General features: G+C 55.0%; 17 protein-coding genes and 1 pseudogene. 5 read left to right on the plus strand and 13 right to left on the minus strand.

Translation table 11 applies throughout. The features are described from left to right. Positions 1–19: 19 nt before the first annotated feature. On the plus strand, positions 20–1,642 hold the full coding sequence (locus V4U88_RS18245; protein WP_334074686.1) for an alpha/beta hydrolase family protein: 1,623 nt from the start codon (positions 20–22) through the stop codon (positions 1,640–1,642). Between the two features lie 450 nt (positions 1,643–2,092). Here V4U88_RS18245 and V4U88_RS18250 read toward each other — a convergent pair whose 3' ends face one another. The 4 genes from V4U88_RS18250 to V4U88_RS18265 form a co-directional block, all read right to left on the minus strand. Further along, entirely contained in the window at positions 2,093–2,893 is an 801-nt protein-coding gene (locus tag V4U88_RS18250; RefSeq protein WP_334074687.1) for an alpha/beta fold hydrolase, read from the minus strand. Between the two features lie 18 nt (positions 2,894–2,911). Further along, positions 2,912–3,409, minus strand: coding sequence for an SRPBCC family protein (locus V4U88_RS18255; RefSeq protein ID WP_334074688.1), 498 nt, complete (start codon positions 3,407–3,409; stop codon positions 2,912–2,914). 39 nt (positions 3,410–3,448) lie between these two features. Beyond that, positions 3,449–3,778: an ArsR/SmtB family transcription factor gene (locus tag V4U88_RS18260; protein ID WP_334074689.1), complete on the minus strand. Its 330-nt coding sequence runs from the start codon at positions 3,776–3,778 to the stop codon at positions 3,449–3,451. Positions 3,779–3,901: 123 nt separating this feature from the next. Continuing rightward, complete coding sequence (locus V4U88_RS18265; protein WP_334074690.1) at positions 3,902–4,648, minus strand: IclR family transcriptional regulator; 747 nt, start codon at positions 4,646–4,648, stop codon at positions 3,902–3,904. Positions 4,649–4,906: 258 nt separating this feature from the next. Here V4U88_RS18265 and V4U88_RS18270 point away from each other — a divergent pair, with 258 nt between their 5' ends. Both V4U88_RS18270 and V4U88_RS18275 read left to right on the plus strand, forming a co-directional pair. Then, complete coding sequence (locus tag V4U88_RS18270; protein WP_334074691.1) at positions 4,907–5,938, plus strand: alpha/beta hydrolase; 1,032 nt, start codon at positions 4,907–4,909, stop codon at positions 5,936–5,938. Between the two features lie 63 nt (positions 5,939–6,001). Then, the gene (locus V4U88_RS18275; protein ID WP_334074692.1) at positions 6,002–7,279 is read left to right on the plus strand and encodes a Fe-Mn family superoxide dismutase; all 1,278 of its coding nucleotides are present in this window, start codon (positions 6,002–6,004) and stop codon (positions 7,277–7,279) included. A gap of 94 nt (positions 7,280–7,373) precedes the next feature. On the opposite strand, the gene folE is transcribed toward V4U88_RS18275, so the two are convergent. The 7 genes and pseudogenes from folE to V4U88_RS18310 all read right to left on the minus strand — a co-directional run bounded on the left by folE (position 7,374) and on the right by V4U88_RS18310 (position 12,286). After that, the gene (gene folE, locus V4U88_RS18280; RefSeq protein WP_334074693.1) at positions 7,374–7,967 is read right to left on the minus strand and encodes a GTP cyclohydrolase I FolE; all 594 of its coding nucleotides are present in this window, start codon (positions 7,965–7,967) and stop codon (positions 7,374–7,376) included. A 46-nt stretch (positions 7,968–8,013) separates the two neighbouring features. Beyond that, complete coding sequence (locus V4U88_RS18285; RefSeq protein WP_148455762.1) at positions 8,014–8,250, minus strand: YneF family protein; 237 nt, start codon at positions 8,248–8,250, stop codon at positions 8,014–8,016. Between the two features lie 88 nt (positions 8,251–8,338). Then, on the minus strand, positions 8,339–9,373 hold the full coding sequence (locus V4U88_RS18290; protein WP_334074694.1) for an HD-GYP domain-containing protein: 1,035 nt from the start codon (positions 9,371–9,373) through the stop codon (positions 8,339–8,341). Positions 9,374–9,401: 28 nt separating this feature from the next. Then, positions 9,402–10,583: pseudogene (gene queG / locus V4U88_RS18295) on the minus strand (tRNA epoxyqueuosine(34) reductase QueG); the annotation flags it as partial. A gap of 55 nt (positions 10,584–10,638) precedes the next feature. Continuing rightward, the gene (rnhA, locus tag V4U88_RS18300) at positions 10,639–11,082 is read right to left on the minus strand and encodes a ribonuclease HI (protein WP_213508480.1); all 444 of its coding nucleotides are present in this window, start codon (positions 11,080–11,082) and stop codon (positions 10,639–10,641) included. Between the two features lie 24 nt (positions 11,083–11,106). Continuing rightward, a complete protein-coding gene (gene lepB, locus V4U88_RS18305) occupies positions 11,107–11,709 on the minus strand; it encodes a signal peptidase I (RefSeq protein WP_334074695.1) in 603 nt (200 codons plus the stop codon). A 133-nt stretch (positions 11,710–11,842) separates the two neighbouring features. Beyond that, positions 11,843–12,286 (minus strand): GNAT family N-acetyltransferase, encoded by a 444-nt coding sequence (locus V4U88_RS18310; protein WP_334074920.1) that lies wholly within the window; start codon positions 12,284–12,286, stop codon positions 11,843–11,845. A 486-nt stretch (positions 12,287–12,772) separates the two neighbouring features. Here V4U88_RS18310 and V4U88_RS18315 point away from each other — a divergent pair, with 486 nt between their 5' ends. Further along, complete coding sequence (locus tag V4U88_RS18315; RefSeq protein WP_334074696.1) at positions 12,773–12,994, plus strand: hypothetical protein; 222 nt, start codon at positions 12,773–12,775, stop codon at positions 12,992–12,994. Between the two features lie 666 nt (positions 12,995–13,660). On the opposite strand, the gene mutY is transcribed toward V4U88_RS18315, so the two are convergent. Continuing rightward, positions 13,661–14,938 (minus strand): A/G-specific adenine glycosylase, encoded by a 1,278-nt coding sequence (gene mutY, locus V4U88_RS18320; RefSeq protein ID WP_334074697.1) that lies wholly within the window; start codon positions 14,936–14,938, stop codon positions 13,661–13,663. 12 nt (positions 14,939–14,950) lie between these two features. Continuing rightward, positions 14,951–15,340 carry a holo-ACP synthase gene (gene acpS, locus V4U88_RS18325; protein ID WP_334074698.1) on the minus strand — a complete coding sequence of 130 codons (390 nt, stop codon included), beginning with the start codon at positions 15,338–15,340 and terminating at the stop codon, positions 14,951–14,953. Positions 15,341–15,550: 210 nt separating this feature from the next. Here acpS and V4U88_RS18330 point away from each other — a divergent pair, with 210 nt between their 5' ends. Then, complete coding sequence (locus V4U88_RS18330; protein WP_334074699.1) at positions 15,551–16,417, plus strand: alpha/beta hydrolase family protein; 867 nt, start codon at positions 15,551–15,553, stop codon at positions 16,415–16,417. Positions 16,418–16,475 lie beyond the last annotated feature (58 nt).

Genomic DNA, 16,475 nt, shown 5'->3' on the forward strand with positions numbered 1-16,475 from the left:
TAAGGAGGAGAAACGATCCATGTCGAAAAAAAACAACTCACTAAAAACGGCGACTACCATCACTTTGGCGCTTAGTTTGTCCCTGCCTGCGGCTTCGGCCTTAGCCGACGCCCCGGCAAGCGCTTCCCGGAGCGGGACCGCTCTGGTTCCCGTGAGAGAGACGGCGGTCCGCCTCGGTGCGGCAGTCGATTGGAACCAGGCCGAGCAAACCGTAACGGTCACCAAGGGAGGCCATACTTTGACTTTCCGGATCGGCCAGAAAGAGGCCTTGCTTGACGGTAAGCCGATCGCGTTGCGTGAATCCGTCCGTGTAGTCTCCGGGCACACACTGGTCGACGCCGCCGCCCTTGCCGAGGCGTTCCAGGACGCGAAAGCAACGAGCGAGGATCCGGCCGACGCTTTCATCGCGAAGCTCCAAGCCGGCCAAGGCGCCGAAGCCGCCAAGCTGCTCAGTCCCACCCTGGCTCCGGCTCTTCCGGCCGAGCTGCTGGGCCAGGTGTGGGGCAGCTATGAAAAATTGTTCGGAGCGGTGAAGCCGAACCCCTCCCGCTCCGCAAGCTCCAACGCGGTGCATCGCAATGTCGCCTATACCTTCCAGGCGACCGTTCCGTTCAGTTTCACGGTCCGTTTGAACGAGGCGGGGCAGGTCGACGACTTCTATGTAGCGGGCGTGACGCCTTCCACCTACCGGAAGCCGGCCTATGACAACGCCGCGCTATATACCGAGCGGGAAGTCAAAATCGGCGAAGGCGCCATGGCCCTTCCCGGCACGCTGACGCTTCCGGCCGGCGGCGAAGGCCCGTTCCCGGCCGTGGTGCTGGTGCACGGCTCCGGTCCCCACGACCGCGACTCCACGATGGGCGGAGCCAAGCCTTTCCGCGACCTGGCCGTAGGGCTGGCTGCACAGGGCATCGCCGTCCTGCGGTACGACAAAGTGACCTATGAGCATACCGCCAAAGTGTCGACGGATGCGAAATTCACTCTGAAGCGGGAGACCGTGGATGACGCCATTTCCGCGGTTAAGCTGCTGAAGAACACCGCCGGCGTCGATGCCTCGCGCATCTATGTGGCCGGACATAGCCAAGGGGCGTTCGCGATGCCGATGATCGTAGACGCGGACAAGGACGGCAGCATCGCCGGCGCGATCCTTTTGTCCGGGCCAAGCGGCAAGTTCGCCGATCTGCTTGCGCTGCAGCAAAAGGAGTTGGTCTCCCGCGTGAAGCAATCCGGCATGGACGCCGCACCTTACGAACAGCAAGCGGCCCAATACACCGCGATTGCCGACATGGTGAACGACCCGAAATATACGGTCGACAACCTGCCCAGCCAATTCCCGCTGCAGCCGGCTTACTGGTGGTTCGAGCAGAAGAACTACGTTCCGGCCGAACTGGCGAAAAAACAGACCGGACCTTTGCTGATTCTTCAAGGGGAGAACGACTGGCAAGTTCCGGTCAGCCAGCTGGAAGGCTGGAAACAAGCGCTCAAAAACCGCAGCGGTGTCGAGTACAAATCCTACCCGAAGGTCAATCACCTGTTGGCCGAGTTTGACGGGATTTCCACGGGAGCGGAATATGTTCAACCTAACAATGTAGCGAAAGTTATCATCGACGATATGGCGGGTTGGATCAAGAAAACCAAATAGATGGCGTAAAATATAACAAGGCTGCCGTACGGCAGCCTTGTTATATAGGTTGAACTATTGATTTGCATATTGGCCAGCGGTGTAAAGAGTTCTTTTCACACTCTTGACCTGTAACTAATGTTTTGGTTCGAATTAAAGGGAATTCTTCCCGTTAATTTGGTACATATGCGGCTGCAGAGGCGAATTAGCTGGAAAACCTCCCGTTAATTCGCCTGAAATTGTATATATCGGCAATAGGGCCGCGAAATAGATGGAGCTTTTCCAGCTAAATCCGATCGAGGGGCCAAGAGCGGTACATTAACGGGAAATTTTCCCGTTAATGATGCAAACTCCGACGGCGGGACTTTATATCTACAGTTGTGGATGTTGGCAACGTATATCCGAAACCCTATTACCTCCTTGCCAACGCCAATTCTTTAGTTCAACCTATATAGAAGGTTTTTATGGCAGTTAAGCCTTGAAGCAAACCGCAATCTCCTCAGCCAGAACCGCCGGGGCCATCACGACGGCCGAGTGGTCCTGACCGGCCAATACGCGATACTGCGCGTTCGCCAGCAGTTCGACGAGCGCTTTGGCAGAACTGTGCAAAAACGAAGGGGAATTTTCACCGCAAAGCACATGAACAGGAACATCCACGTTCCAGCGTCCCTTAGGCAAAGGCTGCCCCGATTGAGTATTGCCCATGACCATTCCATCATAAGCCAGCGTATGGGCAAGTTGTTCCATGCCCTTCCAGGAAGGGTCGGCTTTCATATACTCCACAAATTCGCCCGGCACGCCTACCGCCTGTGTTAAAAAATACTCCACCGCCTCGCTCCGATCACCGGCATCCGCCAATCGGTTCAGGTGCTGCACATAGTCACTAGGCACCGGAGTTCGGCCGTCATCGACAATAAACGGCGGTTCGTATAAACAGACTCCGTCGATCCCCTCCTTCAATCGGCTTGCCGCCTCAAGGGCCAATACGGCGCCTGACGAGCTGCCGAAAAGCAGGGCCGATCCGCCCGACTCCGCAATTAATGCCTGAATGTCCTCCACTTCACGTTCGACCGCATAGGAAGCCGCATCCGTACTGCCGCCTCTTCCCCTCCGATCATAGTTGTAAACCGTAAAGTGTTCTCCCAGCCGTTCCGCCAGCTGTCCCGCATCCCGGTGATCCGCGGCTGCGGCGGCCACCAGGATCAGAGCCGGTCCTTTCCCTTGCTTGTCATAGGCGATTTGGATGCCGTCTTTGGAAATAACATGGTTCATATATAAATTCCTCCTTATTTACTTTTCGCTAAAATGATCCTCGAGACGGTTTATCGTCTCTTGGTAACCTTCGATCATGCCCATGGCTTCCGCCTTCTCCAGTTCCTCGGCTTTTGAAAATTGCGTAGTTATCGTAAGCCGCGTTCCCCCGGTCTCTTCTTCAAACGTAACGAGGGTAGGCATTTCGCTCCCCTTCACGACATTCCATTCCCGGTCGGTGAAGGAATCGATATAGGCAAGCCGGATCGGTTCGCTTATTTCGCTATATGTAGCCAGACAATAAGCCGTATCCCCGTTTCCGTCTACGGGAGAAAGACTATAACGCCATACCCCTCCCGGCCTTACATCCATTTCATAAACCCGGGCAGCGAAGTTGCCGGGGCCCCACCAATGGACGATATGCTCGGGCCTAGTCCAGCCCAGCCAAACCAACTCCCGCTTCACGGGCAAAAAACGTTCGATAATCAGCCTCCTTCGCTTCTTGTCTTTAATGACCACGGTCTTTCTACTTCTCAAGTACACTTCCTCCTTAAAGGTTGTTGAGCAAAAATCACGCTACTCCTTTCCTTGAATTCGGGTTAAGTAATCCTCTAGATGGTCGAGACGTTCTTCCCACAAGCTGCGATACGAATCGAGCCAAGTGTCCAGCTCCTTAAACGGCTGCGCTTCCAGACTATAAATCCGCTGCTGCGCCTGCCGACGGACACTTACGAGGCCCGCTTCGCTTAAAATCCGCAAATGGCGGGATACCTGAGGCTGGCCCATCTTTAGCTCCTCTACGATGTCGGTAACCGAACACGGGCCGTTCTTCAGCAGCTCTATGATGTTAAAACGGTTAGGCTCGGCAAGAGTCATCAAAGTAAGTTGCATTGTAGAAGTATTCATAACACGAATATACACCAGAAAATATATACATGTAAATATATATATTTTCTAAAAAATATCCCCCTTCGACAGTGCTAACCATGCTATCGAAGCGGAATACCGCAATTAAATCTTCTATGAAATTTAAGTATGAATCATCATGCCCATCTCCCGGGCCGCTTCAATCAGAACCGGAGCCATCTCCTCCAGGGTTTGGGGGGAAAGGCGGCTGACCGGTCCCGAAACCGATAAAGCGGCCGCTACCCGGCCGTTTCGGTCAAAAATCGGCGCAGCGACCGCGGCAGCCCCAGGTTCGCGCTCCTCGTAGCTGGTCGCATACCCGGCGCGTCGAATCTCCTCCAGCTGGGACATATACGCCTCGCGGTCGACCGCGGCCGGCCAGTCCGGGCTGTCCAGCACGGCGCGCACAACTGCGTCCTCAGCGTAGGCGACCAGCACCTTGCTGGAGGCGCCGACGAAGAGCGGCAGCCGGGCGCCGACCTGGGCGACCCTGCGGATGGCCTGATTGCTCTGCACCGCCTGGATCCGCAGTCGGTCGGTGCCGTCCCGCAAATACAGGCTGACCGTCTCCCCGAGCCGGTCGCGCAGCCGTTCCATTTGCGGCAGCAGCAGGATCGCGGGATCGTCATTGTGGGACAAATGCGCGGACAGCTCCCAGATTTTCAGGCCGAGCCGGTATTTGTCCGTCGCCGGGTTGCGGATTACGAAGCCTCTCTCCTCCAAAGTCGTGAGCAGCCGGTGCACCGTGCTTTTATGCAGCCCGATCGCTCCGGCAATTTCGCTTAAGCCCAGATCGCTGTCCTTCGTAAAGCACATTAATATATCAAGCGCCCTCTCCACGGCGCGAACCGTCAATTTACGGTCCTCCATCAGGACCCCCTCCTTACGTTTCACTCCGTGAAACACGGTTACATAAATTATAATGAAGGGCACGGGAATCCGTCAACGCGTCCGCAGCCAAATATCCCCGTCTCATTGACACAAAGAACAACACGACTTACGATATTTTTATGTAATTCGTTCGTATTCGACATTTTCCGATTGTCCGAGCAGACATAGGGTTATGTATTTTATTGAGGTTTCCGCTGCATAGAATAAAAAAATGCGATTCGACGAGGAGGGGAGACCATGAGCCCAAGCAGCCGCAGCGACCTTCCCGTGCGTGCAGGCTTTAAAGAAAACAAGAAAAAAGCGGCCCCTGCGCTCGAAATCAAACATATTCGATTAAAGCATGTGATCGTCGCCCTGCTCCTATCGGTTTTATTTTTCCTGATATTCTGCTTCGTTTCCCTGCACGGCTATATCGCCTGGGTGCTGTCGAATCCGACCGTGGCCCCTTTATATTCCAACCCGAAGCTCTCCAAAAATCTGGAGTATGTGGACGTGGCCTTCCCCGCCGCCGATGGCAGCCGAATAGTGCAGGGCTGGTACATTCCCGCCGGGGACTCCGCCAAAACGATCGTGTTCAGCCACGGCTATGGCGCGAACCGGGAGGAAGCGTGGATTCCAATGTATGATCTGGCCCATTACGCCCATAGTCTGAACTTCAATGTGCTGATGTTCGACTACGGCTTTGCCGCCCAGAGCAACCGGGAAGTCGCCACGGGAGGCAAAAAGGAAGCCCAGCAGCTGCTTGGGGCCGTTCAGTTCGTGAAGCAGCGCGGCAATCAGGAGATTATCGTCTGGGGCTTCTCGATGGGGGCCGGGACCGCCCTGCAGGCGGCCTTGACCAGCAAGGACATCGACGGCATGATCCTGGACAGCACCTTCCTTCTGGAACCGGACACCATGTATCACAATATCCGTCAGCATATCGACCTGCCCCGCCATCCTTCGCTGGAGATCATCGGGCTGCTGTTGCCCGTGCTGAACGGCACGAGCTTGCATCAAATTCCGTATACGGACGTCAAGTCGGCGGATTACCCGTTCCCTACGCTGTTTATACACGGAACCGAGGATGAGAAGGCCCCTTATCCGATTGCGGAAAAACTGGCGGAAAACCAGTCCAACCCCGCGTCCGGCGTATGGATCGTAAAAGGCTCACATCATGAGCTGATTTTCCGTGAGCATCCCAAAGAATACTTGCGCCTTGTATCCACCTTCCTTAGCCGGGTAGGCAAGGAGCAAAGCCCGGCCAAAACCGGGCCCGTTACGAATTAGCATAGGCCAAACCTCCTGCGGAATAGACTGTTACCATGATATTTTCCGAGGAGGTTTACCCTGATGCTGTTCGTATACGGGCCTTATTTGCCTGTCCGGATTCTCGAAGAGATCCGGTTTTGGAAGGAGCAGGAAAACGAGCATACCGATGTCATCAAAGCCATCATTCCCGGTCTGGAGCCCATTTTCGTCAAGCTGCTGGACGAGTGGAAACAGGTTTTCGCGGCTACCCAGGAAGGGGCGGACCGCCTGCTGCAATATGCGCTCTCCTCCAAGGAGGCGGCATGCGATCCCCGGTTGATCCGGGAAACGGAGCGGATTCTGGAGGTGTCCTTCCGCCAGTCCCGGGAATTTATCCGGCAACTGTACTATCTTCTCGATCAAAGCGCAGCCGCCAAAGTCGTCCCTCTGGCCAAAACGGTACTGCTGCACATTATCCGCGAATCGGAGTATTTCCTCGGCGTATTGGAGACGCTCAACCGCCCGGGACAAATCGCCAGCAGCATGGCCGGCGCTCCGCCGTTTCTCGACCCTTATCGCCAGGAAGAATCCGCACAGACTTCTACTGGGGCCCTTTCGGCAGCCAGTGCTTCCCTATCGTCCGGAGCCGGCCTTTCTTCCCTGTCCCCGGTGGCTCCGGACGAACCGGCCGACCGCAGCGAGCCGGCGGGAGACGCGGGTGACGTTGAAGGGACGCTGCGCCCGACGGCCAATCCCGTCCCGATCGGCAAACACACCCTCCCCCCGCTCCCGTACCCGTACAATGCGCTCGAGCCTTATATCGATGAAGCCACGATGCGAATCCATCATGACAAACACCACAAAACCTATGTCGACGATCTGAACAAGGCGGAGCTGAAGCTCCAGGAAGCCCGTAAAACCGGCAATTTTGATCTGGTTAAACATTGGGAACGCGAGCTGGCGTTTAACGGAGCCGGACACTATCTCCACACGATTTTTTGGGATACGATGAATCCGCAGGGCGGCGGTCGGCCGGAAGGCCCGCTGCTGGAACAGATCAAGCGCGACTTCGGCAGCTATGACGCCTTCCACAAGCAATTCTCCAACGCGGCCGAAAAGGTCGAAGGCGGAGGTTGGGCCATCTTAGTTTGGAGCCCGCGCAGTCACCGCCTGGAGATTCTGACCGCGGAGAAGCACCAGAACCTGTCGCAGTGGGATATCGTCCCGCTCCTCCCGCTGGATGTCTGGGAACACGCCTATTATCTGAAACATCAAAACCGGCGCAAAGACTACATTACCGATTGGTGGAACGTCGTCTACTGGCCCGCTGTGGCGGACCGCTACGAACAGGCCAAAACCTTGATGTGGCCGCCTTACTGATCCCGTGTCGTTTATCCTCCGAATTCTGGCAAAAAAGGGTTGTCCCCCACGGCGCATGCCATCTGGGAACAACCCTTTTTATAAACGAATGGAACTACTCTTTGATTAAGGACAGAAACTCCGCTCTTGAAGCGGCATCACTCCGAAATGTACCGCGCACGGCCGAAGATACCGTTTTGCTTCCCGGCTTCTTCACGCCCCGGGCGCACATGCAAAGATGCTCGCCTTCCACGACGACCATGACCCCCTGCGGCTTCAGCACCTCGTCCATAATGTCGGCGATCTGCGAAGTGATCCGCTCCTGTACCTGCAAACGGCGGGTAACCGCCTCCACCAAACGGGCCAGCTTGCTGAGCCCGGCGATTTTGCCGCTCGGAATGTATCCAATATGCACTTTGCCGAAGAAAGGCGCCATATGGTGCTCGCATTGGCTGTAATAGACGATATCTTTGACAATCACGAGCTCTTCATGATTCTCATCGAACGTCACTCCCAGCACATCGCGGGGATCCACCTCATAACCGCCAAAAATCTCCTCGTACATCCGGGTCACCCGGGCCGGTGTTTCCTGCAGCCCCTCCCGTTCGACGTCCTCTCCGATGAGCTTGAGAATTTCGCGAACATGATGTTCAATCTGCTCCCGGTTGCTGTCCACCCGGGTATTGACGTAATCTTTAATTCCTGACATTTAGCGCCTCCTCCTTTCCGTCCAGCTGATTTCCATAATGGCCCGCTTACTTCTTTCTGCGTTTCCCGCCAGCAGGCGGCATTTGGCCTTGATTCTTCATCATTTGCTGGGCACGCTGCATCTGCTTGCTGTTCAAATTATATCCCATCTGCTTCGCCATTTTCTGCAGCATCTCCGGATCGCTCTGCATCTTCGTCAGCTGTCTCCGCAAATAAAAGACTCCGATGAGAAAACCGCCGACCAAACCGACGATAAGCGTAATAATAGGAATTACGATATCCATATTGTTAGCCACCCCTGTATCAAAAAATCATGCGCCAAGCCATTCGGCTAGCACACTCAACATATCATAGCATTCAAGGCCAGGCTATTCAAGCAAGAACCGCCTCGATAAACACGGTCGTTTCCGTGGCCAGATCCACTTCCTTGACCTCCATCTCGTCTCCGGTTCCCCTGACGATCCGGACGGCCGGCCGCCCGGGAAGACCACGGTGCTGACGCACCACGACGCCGGTTTCCTTCGTGGATAGACGAACCGAAGTACCGGTCGGATAGACCGATACGATGCGAGTAAACTCCACAAGCACATCTCGATCCAACACCTGCTCGGAACAGGCCATTAACTCCTCGCAGGCCTCGTGGGGCAGCATGACCCGCCCTTTCGCGCCCCCGCCGCCGATCAGGTTGTCGTACATATTGGCAGCGGCGACGATTTTGGCGAACAGATGAATCTCATCCCGCTCCAGGCCTCTCGGGGTCCCCGTCCCGTTCAGGCGTTCATGGTGCTGAAGCGCCGTATGGGCGATGAGCAGATTGAACTCGCGTTTTTGCTTCAAAATTTCATAGCCCAGCCAGGTGTGATGATTCTTGGGATCCCGGGGATCGGCGTTGTCCGGAAGCGGTGTTCCTTTGCCGATATCATGCAGAAGCGCACCGATCGCCAGATCTTTTAGCTGCCCTTGATTCAGACCGAGGTTAAGCCCGATCATCGCCGAAACCAGACATACGTTCACCGCATGCAGATATGCCGCATTGTCCGCCGTGCGAATTTCCGTTAACTGAAGCAGCACATCCTTATGATTCAAAATATCCCGGAGAAGCTGCTCCACGGAAACGCTGATCTTCCGCGGGTTCCATTCCTTGCCTGACCGAACCGCCTGCAGCGTCTCGCTCATATCCTTGAACACCGCCTGCTTCGTCGCTTCGCTGAGCACATCCTCGATCTCGATATCCTCAAAGGCGGAATCCTTAATGTACAGCATCGTAACGCCGATTCTTTTCAGCGTGTTAATCATATAAACCGTCAATTGAATTCCCGCGGATAAAAGTACGGTCCCGTTGGCCGAATATACGGTTTTCCCCAACAGTTGACCCGGTTCGATATCCTCTACGCTGATAAACCTCATGTCTTGTCCTCCCAGGCCTAGATCACGACTCCTCGAGTTTGGCGCGAGCGGACTCCAACCGCTCCAGCACATCAGGGTCGGTTTCCTTTTCGGCCGCGCGTTTGATCCCCGTCAGCGCCTCATCCCCGCCAATCCGGCTTAACGCCCAGGCGGCGGTTCCGCGCAGAACCGGTCTCGGATCGTGCATCATGATATCTATTAATTTCGGCACGGAGGTGCTATCTTTGAAGTTCCCGAGCGCAATCACCGCGTTCCGCTGAATCGGCTTCTTGCCGCGCCAGGCGGCGGCGCTATTGCCGAACCGCTCCTTGAATTCCCGGTTGCTTATATCGAGCAGGGGCAGCAGCAGCGGTTTTACCGTTTCCGGATCGGGCTGCAGCTCGGGGCGGTGGTTCCAAGACTTCCCTTTATTTTTTGGGCAGACCACCTGACAAGTATCGCAGCCATACAGGCGGTTCCCGATCTTGACCATAAATTCCTCTTCCAAAAACCCTTTGGTCTGCGTCAAAAATGAAATACACCGCTGCGCATTAAGCTCACCAGGCCCCACCAGCGCGCCTGTCGGGCACGCATCCAGACATTTGGTGCATTCGCCGCAGTCCTCCGTAACCGGGGTATCCGGGCGGAACGGGATATTAGTGATCAGCTCCCCCAAGTAAATCCAGGAGCCGTATTTCGGCGAAATAATCGCGCAGTTTTTACCATGAAATCCGATCCCTGCCCGCTGGGCCACAGCCCGGTCCGAGAGCGCCCCGGTATCGACCATGCTTTCGATCCGCGCGTCCGGAACCCGCTCGGTGATGAACGTCTGCAATTTGGCCATCGCCTGTCTCAGAACCTGGTGATAATCCTGTCCCCAGGCCGATCGGGCCAGGATCCCCCGGCGTTGCCCCGGCTCCGACTTCGGCGGGTTTTCCATCTTGGACGGATAAGCCACCGCGATCGCAATCAGCGAAGCCGGCTGCTCCAGCGAGAGCTCCGGATAAATGCGCTTGTCGATATCCGGTTCCTCAAAGCCGGATTCATATCCTTTTTCGCGCCGGTCCAGCAGGATCGATTTCAGCGACAAAAAAGGGTCTGCCGACGCAAACCCGATTGTGTCGATCCCCAGCGATGGCGCGGCCTCCTGAATCTCGCGCTTCAACGCATCCCAGCGGGCATAGCCCGCTCCGGCACCGCCGGCGCTTGTCCTATTTTCGGTCATCGCCATCTCCAGCCTCCTTCTGCTTAAATCATGCTGTATTTGCAATTCCACATTTTGCTTGTCATTTCGAGGCTAGTCGCTTGATCGCTTCTCTCGCCAACAGATCGCAATGGTTATTGAGTTCGTTGTCGCTATGGCCCTTGACTTTGACATATTCCACCTCATGAATTCCCATGAGGCGCCACAGTTCCTGCCACAGCTCCTTATTCTCCACCGGCTGGTTCTTGCTGTTCTTCCAGCCGTTCTTCAGCCAGCCGCGAATCCAGCCCTGCTGAAAGCAATTGACCACATAGGCCGAATCGCTGTACACCTTGACCCGGCAAGGCTCCTTCAATTGGCTGAGCGCCGAAATGACCGCCTGGATCTCCATCCGATTGTTGGTGGTCATCGGTTCTCCTCCCGACATTTCCTTCCGATGCCCGTTGTACAGGAGAACCGCTCCCCAACCGCCGGGACCGGGGTTGCCCGAACAGGCCCCATCGGTATAAATCATAATTTCCTTCAATCCCACAACCTCCAACGTTTCGGACTATAAACCGCGTATTTTGGTGATCGGCCAGAACACAAATTCCGCCCGGCCGACGATCCAGCTTTTCCGCACGCTCCCGAAATACCGGCTATCCTTGCTCTCTCCGGCATGACGGTTATCACCCAACACGAAATATTCTTCCTCTCCCAAGCTAACCGGAGACATCCCCTCGCCTTCGATCACCGTATCGGTATAAGGCTCATCCTGCACCTGTCCGTCAACGTACAGACGCCGTTCGCGAATTTCCACCGTTTGCCCCGGTCCGGCCACGACCCGTTTGACCAGAAATGGTTTTTTGTCCGGATCGGAACTCGGATCTTTCAGCACAACCACATCACCGGGCCTCGGGTCCGTGAAGCGGTAGACGATTTTATCGACGAAGAGCCGTTCACGTTCCCCCAGCGTAGGTTCCATCGACTGCCCCCGAACCATAGACAGATTAAACACGAATATATTCAAAATCACCATGACCACAAAGGCAATCAGCACGGTTTTCGTCCAATCCCAAAGCTCGGCAATCCAGCCCTGCGCGGGTTTTTCTTTGCCGGAAAACAGTCCCGCGCCTGCTTTCGGACGGTTTGTATCCTGATGGCTAGGTTTCATGGGTACACCTCGAGTTTCATGATAGCGGGTATTATCCCTTACATAATAGAAAAGCATATCGCGCACCCTTTTGCAACGGGTGGGAGATATGCTGAATTTCTGCAAAATATAACAGAACGATAAATGATCTTCTTTATCTGGTTCCCGACAGGGAGCTTACCGCAGCAATACCCAGTTTTTGAAATGCTTCCAGGAATTTGCTTGCGCCATAACCCATAGCCTCATAAAGAGGTGCGATCGCTTTATTGTGAGGATCTCCAGCGATCATGATTTGACGTACGTTGCGTTGTTGGAACTTTTGTTCCATCGCTGTGACTAGATTTTTGCCCACGCCTTGACGGCGATAATCCGGATGAACGGCAGTCCGGTAAATGAAGCCCGTATTTTGATCAATTGTCCCAATCAGCGTGCCTACAATTTCCCCATCCACTTCCGCGATCATGATCAAATCCGAATCCCAGGACAATTGTCTGGCAAACGCCCGCTTCGTGTCCTCATAGCAGTCTTCCATTAAAGCCACCTGCAAAAGCTCCATCACCTGATTAACATCACTCAACTGGAAGGAACGAATACGCATGCAATGATCTCCCTTTTCTCTGCATATGATAGATTCATGTAAAAAAGAGCGATGCATTTTTACATCAACCAAATAATTAAAACAAGACAAAAAACGAGAAAATACTGCTTCCTTGTCCATTAAACCATATAAATCTACGAAATACATCATTTTTCTTCTGAAAGCGCTTTATATTAAGCGTTTACATTATTTTTTTAATTATATTTTTCTATTAATGGAAATGAAAATACTATCAATGACATTGAATGCCAAATGTGAAAATGTTGTTTTGAATTTTACAATTCGTTTGTATTTACCGGGAAAGGGTAAGTGGTTAGAAAAGGAAGGAAAAAGGACGCTTTGCTGTTCGCGATGCATATTCCCCGCAATTGGCACCATAATACCTAGGGATACCCATCCGTACACAGCGTCCAAAACACCTTTTTTTCGTTGATTGGCATTTAGTAGGTGAACTGGCGAAACCATCAGGATCAGGAGGGATTCTTCATGTCCGACAAGTCCAGCGACAAGCAAAACGGGTTAACCAACGATCCGCAGGAACTGCTCAAAGCTAAGCATACGGCGGACAAGCAGAAGCAACAATTTACCAACTTCGCCCGCAACGTCAGCGGCGATACTCCAGCCGACCAAGGGCAAGTTTCGGCGGACAGCCATCATGAGCCCGATCAGCAGAACCATATGAAAGATACGGAAAACCGGATGATGTAATCTTAAGGAGTGCGAATGCCTGCGAACCTGCAGGCTTTTTTTCTTATCATGAGTATTCGAGCGCCGCCCCATTTCCAATTAGGACGAAATAGCCGCTATAGCGTCCGGTAGAACTTACGGTAGAAGTTCCGCTAGGGCCCCGCCCGGGCTTGGGTACGTTGCTCTCGACGGTTACTCTAAAGGACGTAATAGCTGCTATTTCGCGAAAAATAGCTCTTACAGAATTCTAACGGAAACAGTAGCGCCTATTGGGGCATCTTCCCGCCAAAACGGACTCATTTTGCCAAAATAGCCGCCCCTACGTCCGTTAGATTTCCAATTCCCCTTCAAAGGACGAAATAGCCGCTATAGCGTCCGGTAGAACTTACGGTAGAACTTACGGTAGAAATTCCCGCTAGGCCGCGTGCTTGGGCAAAGCGCTCCCCCGGACAACTCTAACGGACTTCCGGGGTCCAAAAGACCGCGGGCTTGGCCGAATTTACGGAGCTGACCAGCACACTTCAAGTCTACATGCTTGTCGAAAGAACATTAAGCCGTTCTTTCTCTTTAGGTATCCCATAAAGCTTGCTACGCTCACACTAAGAAAAAAACCGCGACACACCGCGGTTTTATGCTTGTAAAATCGGCATTATACGTCATACCAAATCACCTTCGAGGCCAAGTTACTTAGTTAAAAACGCCGCTTAATATCCGCAAAAATACATTGGGAAAAGCCAGGTCTTCCATATCCGCCTTACTGATCCAGCGATATTCTTCAAGCTCGCCGGGCGATGAGAGCGGGGATGTCGGTGGTGTCCGCACAAGCGGAAGAAACATCACCCCATCCTCCACCGCCGCCCCCGCTTCGGCAACGAACGGCAGGTCGGCAGCCTTGGCGGCGGATGCGGGCGGCGGATACGCGGCCCCGAAAGGCGAATCTGCCGCGGCCGAGAACCGGTATACGCGCAGATTCCAATGGATGTGACTGAACGTATGCTCCGCGTTCATCAGGAACCCTTCCGGCTGCGCGGGGAAGCCCGCCGCCGCCAGGGCCACGGCGAGCCGGTCCATCGCCGGCCCGTCCGGCAGGCCGGCGCCTTCACCGGCGTCCGCGGCGGCGGGGATGTGGGGCAGCTCCCACATCCGCGCAAGCAGCCCCGACGCCGGGCGCCGGCGGACGAGCACGCGGCCGGCGTGCTCCCCGTCGCCCTCGACGAGGGCGACGAGCCGGTACTCCGGCCGCGGCGGCTTCGCCTTGCTCTTCACCGGCAAGGCGTCCTCCGCGCCTTCCAGGCGCGCGGCACAGCGGGCCATGACCGGGCACACCAGGCATTGGGGCGACTTCGGCGTGCAGATCAACGCGCCGAGCTCCATGAGCGCCTGGTTGAAATCCGCGGCCCGCCCGCGCGGGATCAGGCTCGCGGCCAGCTCCTCCATCCGCGTGCGGGTCCCCGTCTTCATGATATCCTCCCGGATCAGGAAATACCGCGACAGCACCCGCATCACATTCCCGTCGACCGCCGGCTCCGGCTGGTTGAAGGCGATACTCAAAATCGCACCGGTCGTGTACGGTCCGACGCCTTTAAGGGCGGCGACCTCCGCCTTGACGGACGGCACCGTGCCGCCGTGCCGCTCCATGACCTGGCGAGCGGCCGCCTGCAGATTGCGGGCCCGGGAGTAGTAGCCGAGCCCTTCCCAGCATTTCAGGACATCTTCCTCCGGCGCTTCAGCCAAATCCTTGAGCGTCGGAAACCGTTCGATAAACCGCTGAAAATAGGGGATCACGGTATCCACTCTGGTTTGCTGCAGCATAATTTCCGATACCCAAATATAGTACGGGTCCCGATGCCTGCGCCAAGGCAAATCCCTTTTGGACCGTTCGTACCACCCCAAAAGCTCCGTGCCGAAATATTGTTTGTTTTCCACGCCTTCTATACTTTCTGTGTGTTCTATGTTTTCTTGCATTATGATCTCCTTTTAAGTCAATCGTTCCACTACGGCAAAGGCGGAAGCGAGCTGCCGCTCATGCGTAATGCTAAGATGGACGGCGTATTCCGCCGCGGACAACCCTAGCCGCAGCCAGGCCTCGTCCGAAAGCCTCACAGCCGGTTTTCCGCCGGCATCCGGCAGGATTTCCATATCTCCAAAGCCCAGCACCTTCCCGATGCCGCAGCCGAACGCTTTACTCACCGCTTCTTTCGCCGCGAACCGCCCGGACAAAAACTCCGCGGGCCGCGCCGCGCATCCGGGAAGCGCAAGTTCCCCGGGCGTGAGAATGCGGCTCTTCAGCTTCTCGCCGACCGTGCCCGTAAGCATGCGCTGCACGCGTCCGATTTCCACTACATCATGACCAATGCCATAAATCAAGGCCAGTTCCTCGCTTCCACCATCATGGATTCAATAATCTGTATGCCAATCACATTGTAACAGGGAAGCTCCCGGGATGCGAGTCCTCTCCCGGCTTCCATACAGTCCCGTGCCTGCCCCGTGCGCCGCTCTGCGGCCACTTCGGGCCTTCGCCGGTTCGCCTATGGTATAATCAGGAAAGGTACATTTTGGATGAAAGGACGGATAGCGATGCCAACCGATTTTCAAATTCCGCTGGAAGACGGTCATGTACTGCAGTGTACCCGGTTCCCGGCACAGGAGCGAAACGAGGACACTTCGCTGGTCATCATGGCCCACGGCTATAAAGGTTTTAAGGATTGGGGGATGTTTCCTCCCGCAGCCGAGTATCTCAGCCGCTTCCATGAAGTCGTGACCTTCAACTTTTCACATAATGGGATCGGAGACGTCAAGGACGAGTTTACGGAGTTGGGCAAGTTTGCCGTCAATACTTATGACCGGGAATTGAAGGATTTGAAGGCACTTGCGGCGGCAATGACGGCTGATCCTATGTTCGCCGGACTCCCGCTATATTTTCTGGGGCACAGCCGGGGAGCCGGCGTTTGTCTGATCCATGCGCTGGATCATCCGGGGCAGGTTCGCGGCGTCATTTCCTGGAACGGAATCACGAACCTCGACCTTTTCAGTGAAGAGCAAAAGAAAGAGATGCGGGAGCACGGACGCAGCTATGTGGTAAACGGCCGCACGGGGCAGCGCATGCCTCTCGATATGATCATTTTGGAGGACTTAGAGCGGCAGCGGGAGCGCTACGATCTTTTGGGCCGGATGGCCAAGGCGGACGGCACGGAATTCAAGACCATCCTGATTCAAGGCACGGAGGATGGCGCTCATTTGCGAAAGGGCTCGGCCGAACTGGTCAAGCTCCGCTCCGATATTCCATGGATGCAGATTCCCGGGGGAAACCACACCTTCGGGACGGTGCATCCTTTCACCGGTATAACTGGACCCTTGGAAGCCGCTTTGCGGGTTACGCTCGATTTCATTGCGGAGACGAACGCGGGACGCTCCATTACTCCGTTAACCGGAAAGCAAGAATGATCAAATTTAATAAATTCCTATCCTCTATACTTAACCCATAGACCGGTCTGGAGGAAGT

The sequence above is a fragment of the Paenibacillus sp. A14 genome (assembly GCF_036864815.1).
In the GTDB taxonomy this organism is placed as follows: Bacteria; Bacillota; Bacilli; order Paenibacillales; family Paenibacillaceae; genus Fontibacillus; species Fontibacillus sanfengchensis.

Bases quoted from the DNA above. Each gene is read 5' to 3' on its own strand.
- folE (WP_334074693.1), bottom strand. From the start codon at position 7,967: ATGTCAGGAATTAAAGATTACGTCAATACCCGGGTGGACAGCAACCGG.
- V4U88_RS18260 (WP_334074689.1), bottom strand. From the start codon at position 3,778: ATGAATACTTCTACAATGCAACTTACTTTGATGACTCTTGCCGAGCCT.
- V4U88_RS18290 (WP_334074694.1), bottom strand. From the start codon at position 9,373: ATGAGGTTTATCAGCGTAGAGGATATCGAACCGGGTCAACTGTTGGGG.
- mutY (WP_334074697.1), bottom strand. From the start codon at position 14,938: ATGCAAGAAAACATAGAACACACAGAAAGTATAGAAGGCGTGGAAAAC.
- V4U88_RS18270 (WP_334074691.1), top strand. From the start codon at position 4,907: ATGAGCCCAAGCAGCCGCAGCGACCTTCCCGTGCGTGCAGGCTTTAAA.
- lepB (WP_334074695.1), bottom strand. From the start codon at position 11,709: ATGAAACCTAGCCATCAGGATACAAACCGTCCGAAAGCAGGCGCGGGA.
- V4U88_RS18275 (WP_334074692.1), top strand. From the start codon at position 6,002: ATGCTGTTCGTATACGGGCCTTATTTGCCTGTCCGGATTCTCGAAGAG.
- V4U88_RS18245 (WP_334074686.1), top strand. From the start codon at position 20: ATGTCGAAAAAAAACAACTCACTAAAAACGGCGACTACCATCACTTTG.
- V4U88_RS18265 (WP_334074690.1), bottom strand. From the start codon at position 4,648: ATGGAGGACCGTAAATTGACGGTTCGCGCCGTGGAGAGGGCGCTTGAT.
- V4U88_RS18285 (WP_148455762.1), bottom strand. From the start codon at position 8,250: ATGGATATCGTAATTCCTATTATTACGCTTATCGTCGGTTTGGTCGGC.
- V4U88_RS18250 (WP_334074687.1), bottom strand. From the start codon at position 2,893: ATGAACCATGTTATTTCCAAAGACGGCATCCAAATCGCCTATGACAAG.
- V4U88_RS18315 (WP_334074696.1), top strand. From the start codon at position 12,773: ATGTCCGACAAGTCCAGCGACAAGCAAAACGGGTTAACCAACGATCCG.
- V4U88_RS18330 (WP_334074699.1), top strand. From the start codon at position 15,551: ATGCCAACCGATTTTCAAATTCCGCTGGAAGACGGTCATGTACTGCAG.
- V4U88_RS18310 (WP_334074920.1), bottom strand. From the start codon at position 12,286: ATGCGTATTCGTTCCTTCCAGTTGAGTGATGTTAATCAGGTGATGGAG.